Here is a 15,957-nt window from a genome sequence, read left to right on the forward strand (position 1 = left end):
CTCAGTAAGTCTCCACCAGAACGTCGGTATAAAGCTCGTTCATTGCCGGTTCGGGCGAATTTTCCGCAAAATCGGCCGCTTCGGTGCAGATGGTGCGGATGCGCTTTTCGATTTCCTTGAGCTTTTCCTCAGGGATGCCGCGATCCAGCAGGTCCTTCTTGGCCGCTTCGATCGGGTCGCGGTGGTCGCGCACGTCCTGCACTTCTTCACGGCTGCGATATTTCGCAGGGTCCGACATCGAGTGGCCGCGATAGCGATAGGTGTTGAGTTCCATCAGCACCGGGCCATTGCCGGCGCGGACATATTCGACCGCGACGTTGGCTGCGCTGCGCACTTCCAGAACGTCCATGCCGTTCACGTCCATGCCGGGGATGCGGAAAGCCGCGCCGCGACGGTGGAAATGCGTTTCGGCCGACGAACGGTTGACCGCCGTGCCCATCGCGTACTGGTTGTTTTCCACAACAAAGATGATAGGCAGGTTCCAGAGAGCCGCCATATTGAAGCTCTCGTAAACCTGACCCTGGTTGGCCGCGCCGTCGCCGAAATAGGCAACGCACAGGCCGTTGTCTTCGTTATATTGATGCGCAAAGGCCAGACCCGCGCCCAGCGACACCTGCGCGCCCACGATGCCGTGGCCGCCATAGAACTTGTGGCTGGTCGAGAACATGTGCATCGAACCGCCCTTGCCGCGGCTGATACCAGCTTCGCGGCCCGTCAGTTCGGCCATGATGACCTTGGGGTCGATGCCATAGGCCAGCATGTGACCATGGTCACGATAGCCGGTGATCACGCTGTCGTGACCTTCCTTGAGCGCCGACTGAATGCCGACGGCAACGGCTTCCTGACCGATGTAAAGGTGGCAGAAGCCCCCGATCAGGCCCAAGCCGTACAATTGGCCCGCGCGTTCTTCGAATCGGCGGATGAGCACCATCTGCTCGTAGAAATGCAGCAATTCCTCATCGCTGGCGCCATAGCGCCGATTGGCCTCATAGGCGGCCTGAAGTGCGTTGAGGGAGTTATCGGCTGCGGCGGGTGCCGCACTCTGGTTTTTGCCGGTTCTGGCCAAGACGCTTCCCCTGAAGGTCGTTATGTTCAGCCTTGCCTATAGGAGCAACACTCCCTCCAGCAAACCGTCACATACGAATTTTGTAATGACCTGACAGCAGTTCCAATGGCCCACTTGACAGGCCACAGGAATCACCTGCCAGTCAGTTGACCATCATGATCATCTCGTCGGGATGCGCAACATTAAGATTTTTGCGCAGCAATTCTCCGGCAAGATCAGGATCGGCATGACGGGGGTCGAGCAGGTTGACGCGATTGCGCAATTCGTCCCGTTCGACCGCCAGTTTGCGGATTTCCTGCTGACGCTGCTCCAGCAAATGCCGGTTTTCACCCCAGGCCAGCAATCCGCTTGGCCCGGCAATCGCCACGGCAAGCATGACCAGAAGCAGGCAAAGGGCAAAGCCTTGTGCCAATGCTTCACGTGCTAATTTCGGCCTGTGCATTCTCTGTCGCATATTCAACAGCAATCATACTTGAGTCGCGGATTCAAGCATGATGATGCAGGAAGCCGGGCAAAACCGACAAATTTTGCACAGTTCACCGATTTGTCCGGCGACAGCCTCCGACGTGTCATAGGCAAAGACACCTAACCCCCAATTCAGCCCAACTTTGCCGGACTGGACTAGAGAATCACGGAGCATTTCGCCTCAGGCCAAAACTTCAGGATCAAACCATGTCTCAGCCCGACGCCACCACCGATCCCTATGCCGATCAGCGCAATGCGCCGCGCAACAACTTGTTGCTGTCTTCGGTATGCCGCTGGCCGATGCGGCAACTGGATGAACGTGTGAAGATCCGCAACGTGTCGGCCACCGGGCTGATGGCGGAAGGTACGCTGGGCGCGACAGTGGGCGAAAAGGTCGTGCTGGATCTGCGCAATGTCGGCGCGATCGAGGGCATCGTGGCATGGGTTCAGAGCAACCGCTTTGGCGTGGCCTTTGCCAGCCCGATCGACCCGCTGTTGCTGCGCACGCCCGCCGAAATCACCCCGCCCCAGACCGAAACGCGCGACTATTATCAGCGCGGCCCGGTTTCAACCCTGTCGCGTCAGGATGAAACCCGACAGGACCGCCTGCGCCGAATCTGATCAGCGCGGGATCAACACCAGCGGAAAGCCATGTCGCGGGCGCAAGGTCAGACGGGCAACGACCTGCGGCCTTGCCACGCCGGCGGGAAATTCGATTCGAAAATTACGGATGATTTCGGCCAGAATCAGCGCCGCTTCCTGCTGGGCAAAGCCTGCGCCGATGCAAACCCTTTGCCCTTTGCCAAAAGGTATCCACGCATCCTTGAGCGCTTCGGCCCCTTCGGGCGTGGTAAAGCGGTCCGGGTCAAACGCGTGGGGGCATTTCCAATTACCCGGATTGCGCTGAACCAGCCAGGGGGCCACCATCATCAACTCGCCCGCCTCGATGGCCTTTTCGCGCATGGTGATGGGCGCATGAGGCGTGCGCGGCAAAAACGCCACCGGCGGATAGAGCCGCAGCGCCTCGCGATAGAGATTGCGCACGCCCTCCAACGCCTTCACATGGTCAAAATCCAGCGGCGCCCCGCCCGTCACGGACTCAATTTCGGCCCATAATCTTTCCTGCATGTCGGGGCATTCGGACAGGAGATAGAGTGCCCATCCCAGCGAGGTCGCGGTCGTTTCGTGCCCGGCCAGAAAGATCAGCGCCAGTTGATCGACCAACTCCTGCGCCGTAAACGCCTGTCCGCTGACCGGATGGCGCGCATCAAGCAGCGCGTCGAGAATATCGCGCCGCTCCTGCGCCGAGCCATTCGCCCGCTCGGCCACCCGCGCCTCCACCACCGGAGCGAACAGACCCCGCACCTTCTTTCCCAAACGCTGCGCCTTGCGATCAAGGCCAAATCGGGGCAATCGATAAACCCCCAGCAGATAGGCCCTTTGCGCCACGGTCTGATATTCACCAAACGCGCTATAGACCGCCTCGGACTCCGCCTCGCTCAACACGACGGAAAAGATCGTGCGAAATATCACATCGGCGGTCACATGGGTCATCAACGGATCGACATCCATCGCCCGGCCATCGGCCTTGGCCACACATTCGCGCATCCGCACAATCAGATCATGCGTCGCCGCCGCCATCAACGGAAAAACGCGCTTCAGATTGGTATGAACAAAGGCCGGATTGACCATCGCGCGCTGATGCGCCCATTCCTCGCCATTGCTGACAAAGACGCTGCTGCCGATCATGGGGGACAGCATGTCATGGACCATCTGATGCTTGGGAAATTCCCCCGCATCGCCCAGCACCTTTTCCACAAGGGGCATTTCGTTGACCATGAACGCTCTGCCCCCCGGCAAATGCGTCACGCCCAGCTTCATCGAATAGGCGCGGTCATAGAGCATATCGACCCAGCTTTTGAACCAGCCCAGATAGAAGCGGCGCACCAACCCCGGTTTTTTGCGCAAGGGCGTCGGATAGGGCGGCGTAAAGGGACACTCACCCATGGCGCTGGTCCTCAAATTCGGCCACCGATGCCGCCAAGGGGCGCGGTGAGGCCACCAACCCCAAATAATCCAGCGGCGAAGGGTGATCCAATCGGCGCAGATAATCGAAATGCGTCATATGCTTGTCCCGCCTGCGTCGGGCATAATGGGTCGGTTCGCAATAAACGAACCATCGCGGGGTGATTTGCACCAATCCATCGGGCGCCTCCCGTTCCCGGCCAAGGCATGGCGGCACCAAGGGCACGCAGGCCCCATCCGTGATCGAGGCAATATCCAGCCAGCAGAACCGTCCCGCCGCCACCGTATCAAGCGCCCCCCCCAACCACGCCGCATCCCGGCGGCACGGCATCAACTGGATCACCCCGCCCAGCGTCACCAAGGCAAAATGCGGCGGCATCCCGCCCCCGAGCCGGTTCAGCAATTGGGCCATGATTTGCATCGACAGGATCGTCCCGGCCGAATGGGCGATCAACAGGACCTCATCCCAATCCTGGGACAAGGCAGCGTCAATGCGCTCCACAAAACTGTCCAGACGCTCATCCAGCCCCTCCACCTCGCGCCGGGCAAAGATTGTGCTGAAAATGACGAAGCGCAAAAGCCAAAGGCTGTGCAACCTTTTCTGCAACCACAAGGCCCCGCCCCATCCCGCCACCAAGGCCAGAGGCAGCGCCAGAAGCGACGGCATCACCAACCCCATCCCGGCCCACAGCAGCAGCGCGAAAAGAACCGGCAGCAGGATGAACAACACCCCCGGCATGAACAGAGTATAGTGAACCACGCGAGGCCAACGCCGCGCCAGTTTTGCATCGTGATTTCGGCACAAATACCAATAGGCCCGCAAACCCTGCCACAACAGCCCCGGCGGCAATTTCGCCCATGTGTCGCGGACGATATCGTCCCAAACCAGAAATTCATGATCGCCCTGACACGCGCCGCCCTCGGAATGCAGGTTCCACCCCACATTGGCGCCGCACTTTGCCCGACGGGACAGTTCGAAATGCCGACCTCGCGCCGCCTCTTTGGTCACTTCCTCGGCCAGAATGCCGTGATAGCACCGCGCGCCGCGTGGGTCATAACCCGACAGATAGAAAACTTTACGCTTGAACGGGCGCGGCGGCGGGGCATTATCCATGGCCATGACCCCGCCCCAGCGCCAATATTGTCTGTTCATGAACAGCCGCATCCGCAACCGCAATATTGGCTGCAAACGGCATGACAACGCCTATGGCATCAATGGTGGAGGCAGCGAAACCGACCGGCGCCGTGCCGATCGCGCGCTTTACGCCCACATGCGGGAAAACCGCGATCCGCTGGCCCCGCTGGTGCTGATTTTCACCCGATTTTTCGGCTGGTTCTTCTTCAATTATCATGGCAAGCCCTGGCGCGGACAACTCGTCCGCAAGCTTTTTCCGGGCTACTGAATTTGCGCGGCAAGCAACACAAAGCTTGCAACCGAAATGGCGTAAACCGGGCGCATATATGCCATTTTTAGGTGCAACAGAGCATGCACAAATATAGTCTGATTTTCAGAAAAACAAAAGCAGGCCGACGCATCGTCTGGCTTTCCGATCCGCAACTTGGCGCGGTCGCCTTCACTATCAACCTATCTCTAAGCGATATGAAGGCGACCCGCTTTCTATGGCTGTTTCAGGCGGGCGCGGACACCAAAAGCCGATAGCCCACGCCCGGTTCCGTCAGGATCATCTGCGGGTCGGACGGATTGATTTCCAGCTTTTGCCGCAACATGCCGATGTACACGCGCAAATATTGCGGATCGGCCTCGGACCGGCCCCAGCCCGCCGCCAGCAGGCGTTTTTGCGTCACCACCTGTCCCGCGCTATCGGCCAACATGCGCAAAAGATTATATTCCTTGGGCGAGAGCTTGATCATCTCGCCGCGCAGGCGCACTTCCCGTGTGCCGAAATCGATGCTCAAATCGCCCAGATCAACGCCTTCGGGGACCTCGATCAAATTCTGACGCCGACGCAGCGCCGAACGCACACGGGCCAGCAATTCCCCCAGAACAAAGGGTTTATCGACATAATCGTCGGCCCCTTCGTCCAGAGCGGCGATCTTTTCCGCTTCCTGATGGCGGGCCGAAATCACAATGATCGGGGTTGAGGAGGTTTCGCGGATTTTGCGGATGACCTGTTTGCCATCCATATCCGGCAGGCCCAGATCAAGCAGCACGACATCGGGATCGGCCAGCATGAAACTGGCCAAGGCCGCCGTGCCATCGCTGGCCACCGTCACCTCATGCCCGACCGCGCGCAGCGCCGGACGAAGCGCCGTCACAATGCCCACTTCATCGTCCACCAGCAGAATATGACCGCTAACCATCGTGATAGAACCGCTTCCCTTTATGCCCTGATATCCGCAGCGCCACCCGCCGAACCGACAGAGGCCTCTGCATCGTCATCATCGTCATGGGCCATGGCCCCGTCGATGTGGCTCTGATCCTGCACCATCAACGGCAAGGTGATGGTAATGCGCGTTCCGTGCCCATCACGCAGCGGGGATTCAAGCTTAATCGTACCGCCCGACGCCTGAACAAAGCCCCGGACAATCGCCAGCCCCAGCCCCGAGCCTTGCGGCACCCGCGCATCGCGGGCAAGCCGATAGAAGCGATCGAAGACTTTTTCCTGCTCGGCGGGCGGGATGCCATAGCCTTCGTCGCTGATCGCGATGCTGGCGCCCTCACCTTGCGCGCTGCACTCAATCGTAATGGGCGATCCGGCGGGGCTGTAACGTATGGCGTTCTGTAAAACATTGGTGACGGCCAGATCAAATAGCGTAGAATCGGTGCGCACCAGCAATTCCTGCGCCGGCATGTGCAAGGTCATGGGATGAGTCTGGCGATGCCTTTGCACCCGCCCCATGATGGCGCGCAGGCTTTCCCCAACGGGCAGGAGCGACCAGCTCAGCCCCTCCTCGCCCGCCTCCAATCGCGTCATCTGCAAAAGATTGGTCGTCAGGTCGTTGAGGCGCGCCGCCTCCTTGACGATGCCGTCGAGCAATTCATGCGACGTCTCGCGGTCAAATTGCGGGCCGAATGTCAAAAGACTGGCCGCCGAGGCGCTGATCGCGGTCAAAGGGCTGCGCAAATCATGGCTGACCGAGGCCAGCAGCGCCGATTTCAACTCCTCGGTGCGCGCATGGGCATGGGCCTCGGACAGGCGCAGCGACAGGTCTATCCGTTCCAGCGCCAGCGCAGCCATCCGACCCTGCGCCAGCATAAATCCGACCCCGCGCCCGCGCGCCGTAGCCCGGTCAAGGATCATCGCACCCACGCAGCGCTCGCCCGCCAACAGGCGGCATCCGACCAGATGCTCGTCCTCGATCCATTCCGGCTCCCACTGCATCGCCGCCCGCGCCAGATCGATCCATTCCGCTGTGGCCTGGCTGTCCCCCACCGGCACGGCGGCGCCGTCGATCATGCGATACAGCCCAATCTGTCCGGCCTGTCCGGCCAACATGCTTTCCATCAGAATCGCGTGGACCGCCTCGTCGCTGCTGGCGCTCTGCAATTGGCGCGAGAGGGAAAGGAGGCTCGCCAATTGCTGGTTCGATCGATTGGCGCGCGTCGCCTCGTCGCGCAGGCGGCCCGAGAGCAGCCCCGAAATCACCGCGCAAAGGGCAAAAACCACCGGAGGGGCAAGGTCGGTCGTCCTGCTGATCGCCAATTCAAACACCGGTTCCGACACGAAAAAGTCGAACAGCAGCGAGGACAAAAGCGCGCATAGCAGCGAGGGCATCAGCCCATAAAGCGCGCCCACCATCGACACGCCCACCACAAAGACCAGCGAAGCATAGCCTTCACCCAACCAAGGGTTGAGCAGGATGCCAACCAGCGAAAAGCCCGTCACCAGCCCCAGCGAGCAAAGGTAAGGCCATAGCGGATGCGCACGCCATGCGCCGCGATCATCGGCTATGGGCGGATCGGGCTCTGCAATAGCCTTCAGGTCAAGAGAAAGGGGGCTTTTCACGCCCCCTTTCCATTACAGAACTGTGGCCCGCGGGCAATGCCATTAGGCATAGGCCCGCGAGAGAAACAATTACACCGCCAGCGACATCGGCGACATCGCGTTGCGATTACCCGCCAGTTCGCGGTTGGCCCACAGCGCGATCAACGTGGCCGCAGCACCGGAGAGCAGATAGGCCCCCGACGAGATCAACCCATAAGTCGTGGCCAGTTTCAGCGCGATCAACGGCGCAAAGGCAGCGCCCACCAACCATGCAATATCGCTGGTCAAAGCCGAGCCGGTATAGCGATGCTGAGTCGAGAAGCTGGAAGCCACAGCGCCCGAAGACTGGCCAAAAGAGACGCCGAGGATGGCGAAACCGATGGTCATAAAGGCCACTTCGCCCCCGGTGCCCTGACCCAGCAATTGCGGGGCAAAACCCGAAAACGCCGCAATCGCCGCCGCCGAAGCGCCCAGCACCGCACGACGCCCGAAACGGTCGGCCATATAGCCCGACACGATGATCGCCAGCACGCCGATCATGGCCGCGCCCGTTTCGATAATCAGGAACGAGGCGGGCCGTTCAGGCGTGTTGAGCATCACATAGGAAAGCGGAAAAACCGTGACCATGTGGAACAGCGCAAAGCTGGCCAGAGGCGCCAGTGCGCCGATCAGGATGGTGCGGCCTTCTTCACGGATGGTGACGATGGCCTTTTCCGGCTGAAGATCGCGGCTTTCGAAAAGGCGAACGAATTCAGGCGATTCCACCAAACGCAGACGGGCAAACAGAGCCACCACGTTGATCGCGAAAGCCACAAAGAACGGGAAGCGCCAGCCCCAGCTGAGGAAGTCCTCGGTCGGCAGCGACGAGACGAAAAAGGCGAACATCGAGGAGGCCACGATCAGCCCCAGCGGCGCGCCCAATTGCGGCACCATCGCAAACCAGCCACGACGATCACGCGGCGCATTGAGCGCCAGCAGCGAAGCCAGACCATCCCAGCTTCCGCCCAGCGCAAACCCTTGCCCCAGACGGAACAGGGCCAGCAGCATGATCGCCCCGCTGCCCAGCGTGGCATAGCCCGGCAGGAAGGAAATCGCTGCCGTCGAACCGCCCAGCAGGAACAGCGCAATCGCCAGCTTGGCCGAGCGGCCATACAGCCGGTCAACCGTCATGAACACGAAAGTGCCCAGCGGTCGCGCGACAAAGGCCAGCGGAAAGATCGCGAAGGAGTAAAGCGTGCCCGTATAGGCATCGGTGAAGGGAAAGAAAAAGCTCGGAAATACCAGCACCGAAGCGATGGCATAGACAAAAAAGTCAAAAAATTCCGACGTGCGTCCAATGATCACGCCAATGGCGATTTCACCGGGAGAAACGTGATCGGAATGGCCAGCATGGCCCGAAACGACCCCTGCGGCCACCCCGTTGGAAACGGAGGTGGTCATAATCAGCATCCCCATAATCGGGCCGGTGTTTTCCCAAAGGAACAACCCGGCTTTTCTCTATAATTTCGCCTCCGGAAAAAGGTTCCGAAATGGACGGAAAACCGCAGATTTCAGCGCCTTTCACAGGGACTGATCAGAGACTGCATCAAAAGCGATTTGATGGCAATCAAATTGATGGGACAATATGTCCTATCGCGGTTGCAGCATGAGCCTCCTACGCGCGGGCGCCATGAGCACGCAACCCACCCCCTTTCGCCTTGTGAGCCGGCTCGGCAGCCTTGCCCTGCTCGCCTCGCTCTCCGCCTGTAGCCCGGTGGTGCTGAACCCCGCGGGCGACATTGCCAAGCAGGAAGCCAGCCTGGTGGTTACCGCCACGCTGCTGATGCTGATCATCATCATCCCGGTGATGGCGTTGACCGTTTATTTCGCATGGAAATATCGCGAAAACGCCGGCGCCCGCTACGAGCCCGAATGGCACCATTCGACCCAGCTCGAACTGGTGATCTGGGCCGCACCGCTGATGATCATCATCGCGCTCGGCTCGCTGACCTGGGTGACCACCCACACGCTTGACCCGTTCCGTCCGGTCTCGCGCATCGCAGAGGGCAAGCCCCTTGCTGCGGACGCGAAGCCGCTCGAAGTGCAGGTTGTGGCGCTGGACTGGAAATGGCTGTTTATTTATCCCGAGCAGAAGATTGCCTCGGTGAATGAACTGGCTCTGCCCGTAGATCGCCCGGTGCATTTCAGCATCTCGGCCTCCTCGGTGATGAACTCTTTCTATATCCCGGCTCTCGCTGGCCAGATTTATGCCATGCCCGGCATGACGAGCGAATTGAACGCGGTTCTGAACAAGACCGGCACGTTTGACGGCTTCTCGGCCAACTATTCGGGCGCAGGCTTCTCGCACATGCGTTTCAAGACGCTGGGCATGACCGACGCTGATTTCAACCAGTGGACCGCCAACATCGCCAAGGGCGCCGACAATGCCAGCGCCGGTTCGCTCGACACCGTCGCCTACCTCCAGCTGGAACAGCCCAGCGAAAAGGAACCGGTCCGTCACTTCACCGCCGTTGATGATGGTCTGTTCGACAAGGTCGTCAACCTTTGCGTCCGTCCGGGCAAGATGTGCGTGCGTGACATGATGGCGCTGGACGCTCGCGGTGGCGCGGGCAAGGCCGGCATCTATAATGTCGCCGCTCTGACCTATGACAAAAATGGCCGCGAAACGACCATCCCCGTCATCCCCGGTCGCGCCGCCCAGCAGGCTGACGCTCGCACCAAGGCATTCGTTCGCGCGATCTGCGTTCCCGATGGTGTGAAGACCCCCGTTCCCGCCGCCGCTGCCAAGCTGACGCTGGCCGCCCCTGCGCGCACCCCTCTTAGCTGATAGCGAGATCCCATGATCCCGACACATTCCCATTGGACACCGCTTCTGGGCCGCCTTGGCCCGGACGCGATCCCTACCGAGCCGATCGTGCTCGCCACGTTTGCGGCCGTGTCTCTCGGCGGCATCGCGCTGGTGGGTGCGCTCACCTATTTCCGCCTGTGGTCCTATCTCTGGAAAGAGTGGTTCACGAGCGTGGACCACAAGAAGATCGGGATCATGTACATGATCCTGGGTCTGGTCATGTTCCTGCGCGGTTTTGCCGACGCGATCATGATCCGCAGCCAGCAGGCGCTGGGCTTTGGCGGTTCGGACGGTTATCTGAACAGCCACCACTTTGATCAGGTGTTCACCGCCCACGGCGTCATCATGATCTTCTTTGTGGCGATGCCTTTCGTCACGGGCCTGATGAACTATGTCGTGCCGCTTCAGATCGGCGCACGCGACGTGTCCTTCCCCTTCCTGAACAACTTCTCGTTCTGGATGACGGCGGGCGGCGCGGTGCTGGTCATGCTCTCGCTCTTTGTGGGTGAGTTTGCGCGTACCGGTTGGCTGGCCTATCCCCCGCTCTCGGGTCTGGCGTACAGCCCTGACGTGGGTGTCGATTACTACATCTGGTCGCTTCAGGTGGCCGGTGTCGGTACGACGCTTTCAGGTGTGAACCTGATCGCCACGATCATCAAGCTGCGCGCGCCCGGCATGACCATGATGAAGATGCCGGTGTTCACCTGGACCGCTCTGGTCACCAACATCCTGATCGTTGCCGTGTTCCCCGTGCTGACCGTTGTTCTGGCCCTGCTGGGTCTGGACCGCGTGTTCCACACCAACTTCTTCACCAATGACTTCGGCGGTTCGCCGATGCTCTATGTCAACCTGATCTGGATCTGGGGCCACCCCGAGGTTTACATTCTGGTCTTGCCGGTCTTCGGCGTGTTCTCGGAAATCGTCTCGACCTTCTGTTCCAAGCGCCTGTTCGGCTATACCTCGATGGTTTACGCCACCTGCGTTATCGGCATCCTGTCCTACTCGGTCTGGCTGCACCACTTCTTCACCATGGGTTCGGGCGCTTCGGTCAACTCGTTCTTCGGCATCACCACCATGGTGATCTCGATCCCCACCGGGGCCAAGCTGTTCAACTGGCTCTTCACCATGTTCCGTGGCCGCATCCGGTTTGAACTGCCCATGATGTGGACCGTTGCCTTCATGCTCACCTTCACCATCGGCGGTATGACCGGCGTGATGATGGCTGTGCCCGCCGCCGACTTTGTGCTGCACAACTCGGTGTTCCTGATCGCCCACTTCCATAACGTCATCATCGGCGGCGTGGTCTGGGGCGTGTTTGCCGCGATCAACTACTGGTGGCCCAAGGCTTTCGGCTTCAAGCTGAACCAGTTCTGGGGCAAGGTGTCGTTCTGGTGCTGGGTTCCGGGTTTCTGGATCGCCTTTACCCCGCTCTACATCCTGGGCTTCATGGGCGTGACGCGTCGTATGCGCGTGTTCGACGCCAGCTTTGACCCGATGCGCGTTTACTACTGGATCGCGCTGGCAGGTGCCTTGCTGATCGCCGCCGGTATCGGCGCGATGCTCATCCAGTTCGCCGTGTCGATCTGGAAGCGTGAAGAATACAAGGACGAAAGCGGCGACCCGTGGGGCGGCCGTACTCTGGAATGGGCCACCTCGTCGCCCCCGCCGGAATACAACTTTGCCTTCACGCCCAAGATCCATGACATTGACGCATGGGCCGACATGAAGGCCAAGGGCGTCACCCGTCCGGTCGAAGGTTTTCAGGACATCTATATGCCGCAGGGCACCTGGGCCGGTATCGTGCTGGCGGGTCTGTCCACGGTCTGCGGTTTCGCGCTGATCTGGCAGGTCTGGTGGCTGGCCATTGTGATGCTGGTGGGTGTTGTTGCAACCGCCATCTTCCACACCTTCAACTATAACCGCACCTTCTATATCAAGGCCGACCATGTCGCCGAGGTGGAAGCTGCGCGCACGGCCCAGTTGGCCGCGCTGGAAAAGGGAGCCGCGTAATGGCGAGCACCAACCTCACCGAGCAGTATTACGATCTGCACGAACACGCCCATCCGGACGGCTACAGCACCACGCTGGGCTTCTGGATCTACCTGATGAGCGACTGCCTCATCTTCGGCATGCTGTTTGCCACCTATGCGGTGCTGGGCGGCAATTATGCCGGGGGTCCGGCGCCCAAGGATCTCTTCGATCTGCCGCTGGTGGCGCTCAACACCTCGCTGCTGCTCTTCTCGTCGATCACCTATGGCTTTGCCATGATCGCGATGCAAAATGGCAGCAAGAAGGGCCTGATCGGCTGGCTGATCCTGACCCTGTGCTTTGGTCTGGGCTTCCTCTCGATCGAACTTTACGAGTTCCATCACCTGATCGAGGAAGGCGCAGGACCCCAGCGCAGCGCTTTCCTGTCGGCCTTCTTCACGCTGGTCGGCACCCACGGTCTTCACGTGACCTTCGGTTCGATCTGGCTGGTCACGCTGTTGTTCCAGGTGGGTAAGCATGGCCTGACCGAGGCCAACCAGCGCCGCCTGTCCTGCCTCTCGCTGTTCTGGCACTTCCTTGACGTGGTCTGGATCGGCGTGTTCACCTTTGTCTATCTGATGGGAGTGCTGCGCTAATGGCTGACCACGCACACGGGCATGGCCACGAGCCTGCGTTCCACGCCACCACCAAGGATTACGTGATCGGCTTCGTCCTTTCCGTCATCCTGACCGCCATCCCCTTCTGGCTGGTGATGACCGGCGCGGTTGCCGATAAATCGACCGCCGCCATCATCATCACCGCCTTTGCCGCGGTTCAGGTTGTGGTCCACATGATCTACTTCCTGCACATGAACGGCAAGATCGAGGGCGGCTGGAACCTGATGGCCGCGCTCTTCACCATCCTTCTGGTGGCGATCATCCTGTCGGGCACGTTGTGGGTGATGTTCCACCTCAACACCAACATGATGCCGGTCAAGATGGACGGCATGGGCTGATGAAGTCCGGCCTTAATGGCCAGCAAAAGGGGCGGCGCCGGATTATTCCGGTGGCCGCCCTGCTGCTTTGTGCGGTGCTGTTTTCGGCATTGGGCGCATGGCAGGTGAACAGGCTGGCATGGAAACGCGCGTTGATCGCGCATGTCGATGAAGTGTCCACGGCCAATCCGGTCGAGGCGCGGATGTTACCCATGGTGCCCACAAAGGCGGAACTGGCGGATCTGGAATATCGCCGCGTCTGGGCCTTGGGGCGGTTTGAAACGCAGGCCACCACGCTGGTGTCGGCGCTGACCGAACGCGGCGCGGGCTATTGGGTGCTGACGCCGCTGCGCATGGGTGATGGGCGGGCGGTGTGGATCAACCGCGGTTATGTCCCGCTGGGCAGCACGGCCCAGTCCATCGCCGCGTCCACCCCGATGGGCGAAGTGGCCATCACCGGCCTGCTGCGCAAGACCGAACCGAAAGGCCGGTTCCTTCAGGCCAATGTCCCGGCGCAGGACCGTTGGTATTCGCGCGATGTCGCCGCCATGTCCGAGGCACGCGGCGTCGTGGGCAATGCCGCTTGGTTCATTGACGCACAAGGGCCTGAAATTGCCGGGCAACCGGTGCCGGGGCTGACCGTGGTGCAATTCCCGAACAACCATCTGCAATATGCGCTGACATGGTTCGCCATGGCGCTGGCCAGCCTGTTCGGCATCTGGCTGGTCTGTCGGCGCGGCGCCTGATAAAGCGCGGCCATGGCATCACAACCGACACACATGGCCGACTTTGACATTGCCCCGGCCTCCTATGGCAACATGGGCCTGCTGGTTCAGCTGCGCTGGATCGCGGTGCTGGGGCAATTGGTCACGATCTGGGTGGCCTGGCGCGTTTTGGACGTCAGGCTACCCATGGCCGAACTGGTGGCGGTGCCAGCGCTTTTGGCGCTGATGAATGTCGGCACATGGGCCTATGGGCGGCAACGCGCGGGCTATTCCTATCTGGAACTGCTGGGCGCGCTGATGCTCGACGTCGAAGCGTTGAGCTGGCAGCTCTATTTCACCGGCGGCGCGACCAATCCTTTCATCTTCCTGTTTCTGGTCCAGATCATGCTGGGCGCGATTCTTTTGCCTGCACGGTGGAGCTGGATTGTCGCGCTGGTGGCCTGTTGCGATGTCGCGTTTCTGACCTTTGACTATAGGCCACTGGAATTGCCGCCCGCTTATGCTGGCGAACATTTCCGGCTCTATCTGCTGGGCAGTCTGGCCTGCTTTGTCCTGATCGCGGCCATTCTGGTCTATTTCGTGGTCCGTATGGATCGTAACCAACGAGCCAGCAGCGCAGCCCTTGCCGCCCTGCGCCAACAGGCGGCAGAAGAGAACCATATCGTGCGGCTGGGATTGCTGGCCAGCGGCGCGGCGCATGAATTGGGCACGCCCATGGCGTCCATGTCGGTGATCCTTGGTGATTGGGCGCGAGAAAAGACAATCGCGGGTGACCCTGACCTGTCGGCGGATGTGGCCGATATGCAGGCCGAACTCAAACGCTGCAAAGCCATCCTGTCGGGCATCCTGATGGCGGCGGGTGAAGTGCGCGGCGAAAACCCCTCCGTCACCACAGCGCGCGGGTTCCTGTGTGAAATCGTTGAAGACTGGCGCGCGCGCAGCCCCGTTCCCATCGAATTGGACGACCGACTGGGCGAGGACGTCCCCATCATCGCCGACCCCGCGCTGCGTCAGGTTATCGGCAATGTGGTCGACAATGCGCTGGAAGTTTCGCCCGAAGGTATCACCATCGCCACCGCGCGCGACGGCGATATCTGGCAAATTGCCGTGCGCGATTTCGGCCCCGGTTTCGCGCCTGATATGATCGATCAGGTCGGCCGCCCCTATCGCTCAACCAAGGGGCGCGATGGCGGCGGGCTTGGCCTGTTCCTTGTGGTCAACGTCTTGCGTCAACTTGGCGGACGGATCGAGGTCAGCAATATTGATGATGAGGAAGGCGCCGAACAAGGCGGCGCGCTTGTCATCCTATCGATCCCATTGTCGGCGCTGGCTTTTACGGGCAAAGGAGCATCATGAACAACCCCCTGCCCCATCTGGTGATCGTCGAGGATGACCCCGCCTTTGGCCGCACACTTCGCCGGTCGTTCGAACGCCGGGGTTACGAGGTGCTGCTGGCCACCAGCCCGGAAGAACTGACGCTGCTGATGCAAAGCACGCGGTTCCATTATGCGGTGGTGGACCTGAAACTGGGTACGGCTTCGGGGCTGACCTGTGTGCAGATGCTGCATGAAAAAGACCCGGAAACCACCATCGTCGTGCTGACCGGATTTGCCAGCATCGCCACGGCGGTCGAGGCCATCAAGCTGGGCGCGGCGCATTATCTGGCCAAGCCCGCCAACACCGATGATATCGAAGAAGCCTTCTCCAAGCGCGAAGGCAATGCCGCCGTCCCCGTCGAAGGGCGCAAGACCAGCATCAAAACGGTGGAATGGGAATATATCCACACCACTCTGGCCGAATGCAATTTCAACATCTCCGAAGCCGCGCGCCGGTTGGGGATGCATCGACGGACTTTGGCCAGAAAGCTGGAAAAGCAGCAGGTTAAGTGATGGGGTTTGGGGAGCTTTGCCTCCGGCGGG

The 15,957-nt window shown here is 60.5% G+C and carries 16 protein-coding genes; 9 read left to right on the plus strand and 7 right to left on the minus strand.

Features of this window, described 5'->3' with window-relative positions; translation table 11 throughout:
- Position 1 precedes the first annotated feature (1 nt).
- Positions 2 to 1,066 (minus strand): pyruvate dehydrogenase (acetyl-transferring) E1 component subunit alpha, encoded by a 1,065-nt coding sequence (gene pdhA / locus ACZ9HU_RS10800; RefSeq protein WP_476104853.1) that lies wholly within the window; start codon positions 1,064 to 1,066, stop codon positions 2 to 4.
- A 142-nt stretch (positions 1,067 to 1,208) separates the two neighbouring features.
- The gene (locus tag ACZ9HU_RS10805) at positions 1,209 to 1,520 is read right to left on the minus strand and encodes an FtsB family cell division protein (RefSeq protein WP_476104855.1); all 312 of its coding nucleotides are present in this window, start codon (positions 1,518 to 1,520) and stop codon (positions 1,209 to 1,211) included.
- A 218-nt stretch (positions 1,521 to 1,738) separates the two neighbouring features.
- On the opposite strand from ACZ9HU_RS10805, the gene ACZ9HU_RS10810 reads away from it, so the two are divergent.
- Positions 1,739 to 2,152, plus strand: a complete 414-nt coding sequence (locus ACZ9HU_RS10810) for a PilZ domain-containing protein (RefSeq protein ID WP_476104856.1) — start codon at positions 1,739 to 1,741, stop codon at positions 2,150 to 2,152.
- Here the strand turns inward: ACZ9HU_RS10810 and ACZ9HU_RS10815 are convergent, their stop codons facing one another.
- Entirely contained in the window at positions 2,153 to 3,538 is a 1,386-nt protein-coding gene (locus tag ACZ9HU_RS10815) for a cytochrome P450 (protein WP_476104857.1), read from the minus strand.
- The gene (locus ACZ9HU_RS10820; protein WP_476104859.1) at positions 3,531 to 4,709 is read right to left on the minus strand and encodes a hypothetical protein; all 1,179 of its coding nucleotides are present in this window, start codon (positions 4,707 to 4,709) and stop codon (positions 3,531 to 3,533) included. Before ACZ9HU_RS10820 ends, ACZ9HU_RS10815 begins: the two co-directional genes overlap by 8 nt.
- Here ACZ9HU_RS10820 and ACZ9HU_RS10825 point away from each other — a divergent pair.
- Positions 4,708 to 4,959 carry a hypothetical protein gene (locus ACZ9HU_RS10825; RefSeq protein ID WP_476104860.1) on the plus strand — a complete coding sequence of 84 codons (252 nt, stop codon included), beginning with the start codon at positions 4,708 to 4,710 and terminating at the stop codon, positions 4,957 to 4,959. The genes ACZ9HU_RS10820 and ACZ9HU_RS10825 overlap by 2 nt on opposite strands.
- A 226-nt stretch (positions 4,960 to 5,185) precedes the next feature.
- On the opposite strand, the gene ACZ9HU_RS10830 is transcribed toward ACZ9HU_RS10825, so the two are convergent.
- From ACZ9HU_RS10830 to ACZ9HU_RS10840, 3 genes are all read right to left on the minus strand, one after another.
- On the minus strand, positions 5,186 to 5,878 hold the full coding sequence (locus tag ACZ9HU_RS10830; protein WP_476104862.1) for a response regulator transcription factor: 693 nt from the start codon (positions 5,876 to 5,878) through the stop codon (positions 5,186 to 5,188).
- A 20-nt stretch (positions 5,879 to 5,898) separates the two neighbouring features.
- On the minus strand, positions 5,899 to 7,524 hold the full coding sequence (locus ACZ9HU_RS10835; protein ID WP_476104864.1) for an ATP-binding protein: 1,626 nt from the start codon (positions 7,522 to 7,524) through the stop codon (positions 5,899 to 5,901).
- 69 nt (positions 7,525 to 7,593) lie between these two features.
- A complete protein-coding gene (locus ACZ9HU_RS10840) occupies positions 7,594 to 8,952 on the minus strand; it encodes an MFS transporter (RefSeq protein WP_476104865.1) in 1,359 nt (452 codons plus the stop codon).
- Positions 8,953 to 9,172: 220 nt separating this feature from the next.
- Here ACZ9HU_RS10840 and cyoA point away from each other — a divergent pair, with 220 nt between their 5' ends.
- The 7 genes from cyoA to ACZ9HU_RS10875 are packed head-to-tail and all read left to right on the plus strand — an operon-like array spanning position 9,173 to position 15,927.
- Positions 9,173 to 10,330: a ubiquinol oxidase subunit II gene (gene cyoA / locus ACZ9HU_RS10845; RefSeq protein ID WP_476104867.1), complete on the plus strand. Its 1,158-nt coding sequence runs from the start codon at positions 9,173 to 9,175 to the stop codon at positions 10,328 to 10,330.
- Between the two features lie 12 nt (positions 10,331 to 10,342).
- Positions 10,343 to 12,361 carry a cytochrome o ubiquinol oxidase subunit I gene (cyoB, locus tag ACZ9HU_RS10850; protein ID WP_476104868.1) on the plus strand — a complete coding sequence of 673 codons (2,019 nt, stop codon included), beginning with the start codon at positions 10,343 to 10,345 and terminating at the stop codon, positions 12,359 to 12,361.
- The gene (cyoC, locus tag ACZ9HU_RS10855) at positions 12,361 to 12,975 is read left to right on the plus strand and encodes a cytochrome o ubiquinol oxidase subunit III (RefSeq protein WP_476104869.1); all 615 of its coding nucleotides are present in this window, start codon (positions 12,361 to 12,363) and stop codon (positions 12,973 to 12,975) included. Before cyoB ends, cyoC begins: the two co-directional genes overlap by 1 nt.
- On the plus strand, positions 12,975 to 13,334 hold the full coding sequence (cyoD, locus tag ACZ9HU_RS10860; protein ID WP_476104872.1) for a cytochrome o ubiquinol oxidase subunit IV: 360 nt from the start codon (positions 12,975 to 12,977) through the stop codon (positions 13,332 to 13,334). The genes cyoC and cyoD overlap by 1 nt, the downstream gene beginning before the upstream one ends.
- On the plus strand, positions 13,334 to 14,059 hold the full coding sequence (locus tag ACZ9HU_RS10865; RefSeq protein ID WP_476104873.1) for an SURF1 family protein: 726 nt from the start codon (positions 13,334 to 13,336) through the stop codon (positions 14,057 to 14,059). The genes cyoD and ACZ9HU_RS10865 overlap by 1 nt, the downstream gene beginning before the upstream one ends.
- Positions 14,060 to 14,092: 33 nt before the next feature.
- Positions 14,093 to 15,394, plus strand: coding sequence for an ATP-binding protein (locus ACZ9HU_RS10870; RefSeq protein ID WP_476104875.1), 1,302 nt, complete (start codon positions 14,093 to 14,095; stop codon positions 15,392 to 15,394).
- Positions 15,391 to 15,927: a response regulator transcription factor gene (locus tag ACZ9HU_RS10875; protein ID WP_476104877.1), complete on the plus strand. Its 537-nt coding sequence runs from the start codon at positions 15,391 to 15,393 to the stop codon at positions 15,925 to 15,927. Before ACZ9HU_RS10870 ends, ACZ9HU_RS10875 begins: the two co-directional genes overlap by 4 nt.
- Positions 15,928 to 15,957 lie beyond the last annotated feature (30 nt).

Source organism: Novosphingobium sp. Sphag1I, assembly GCF_056279125.1.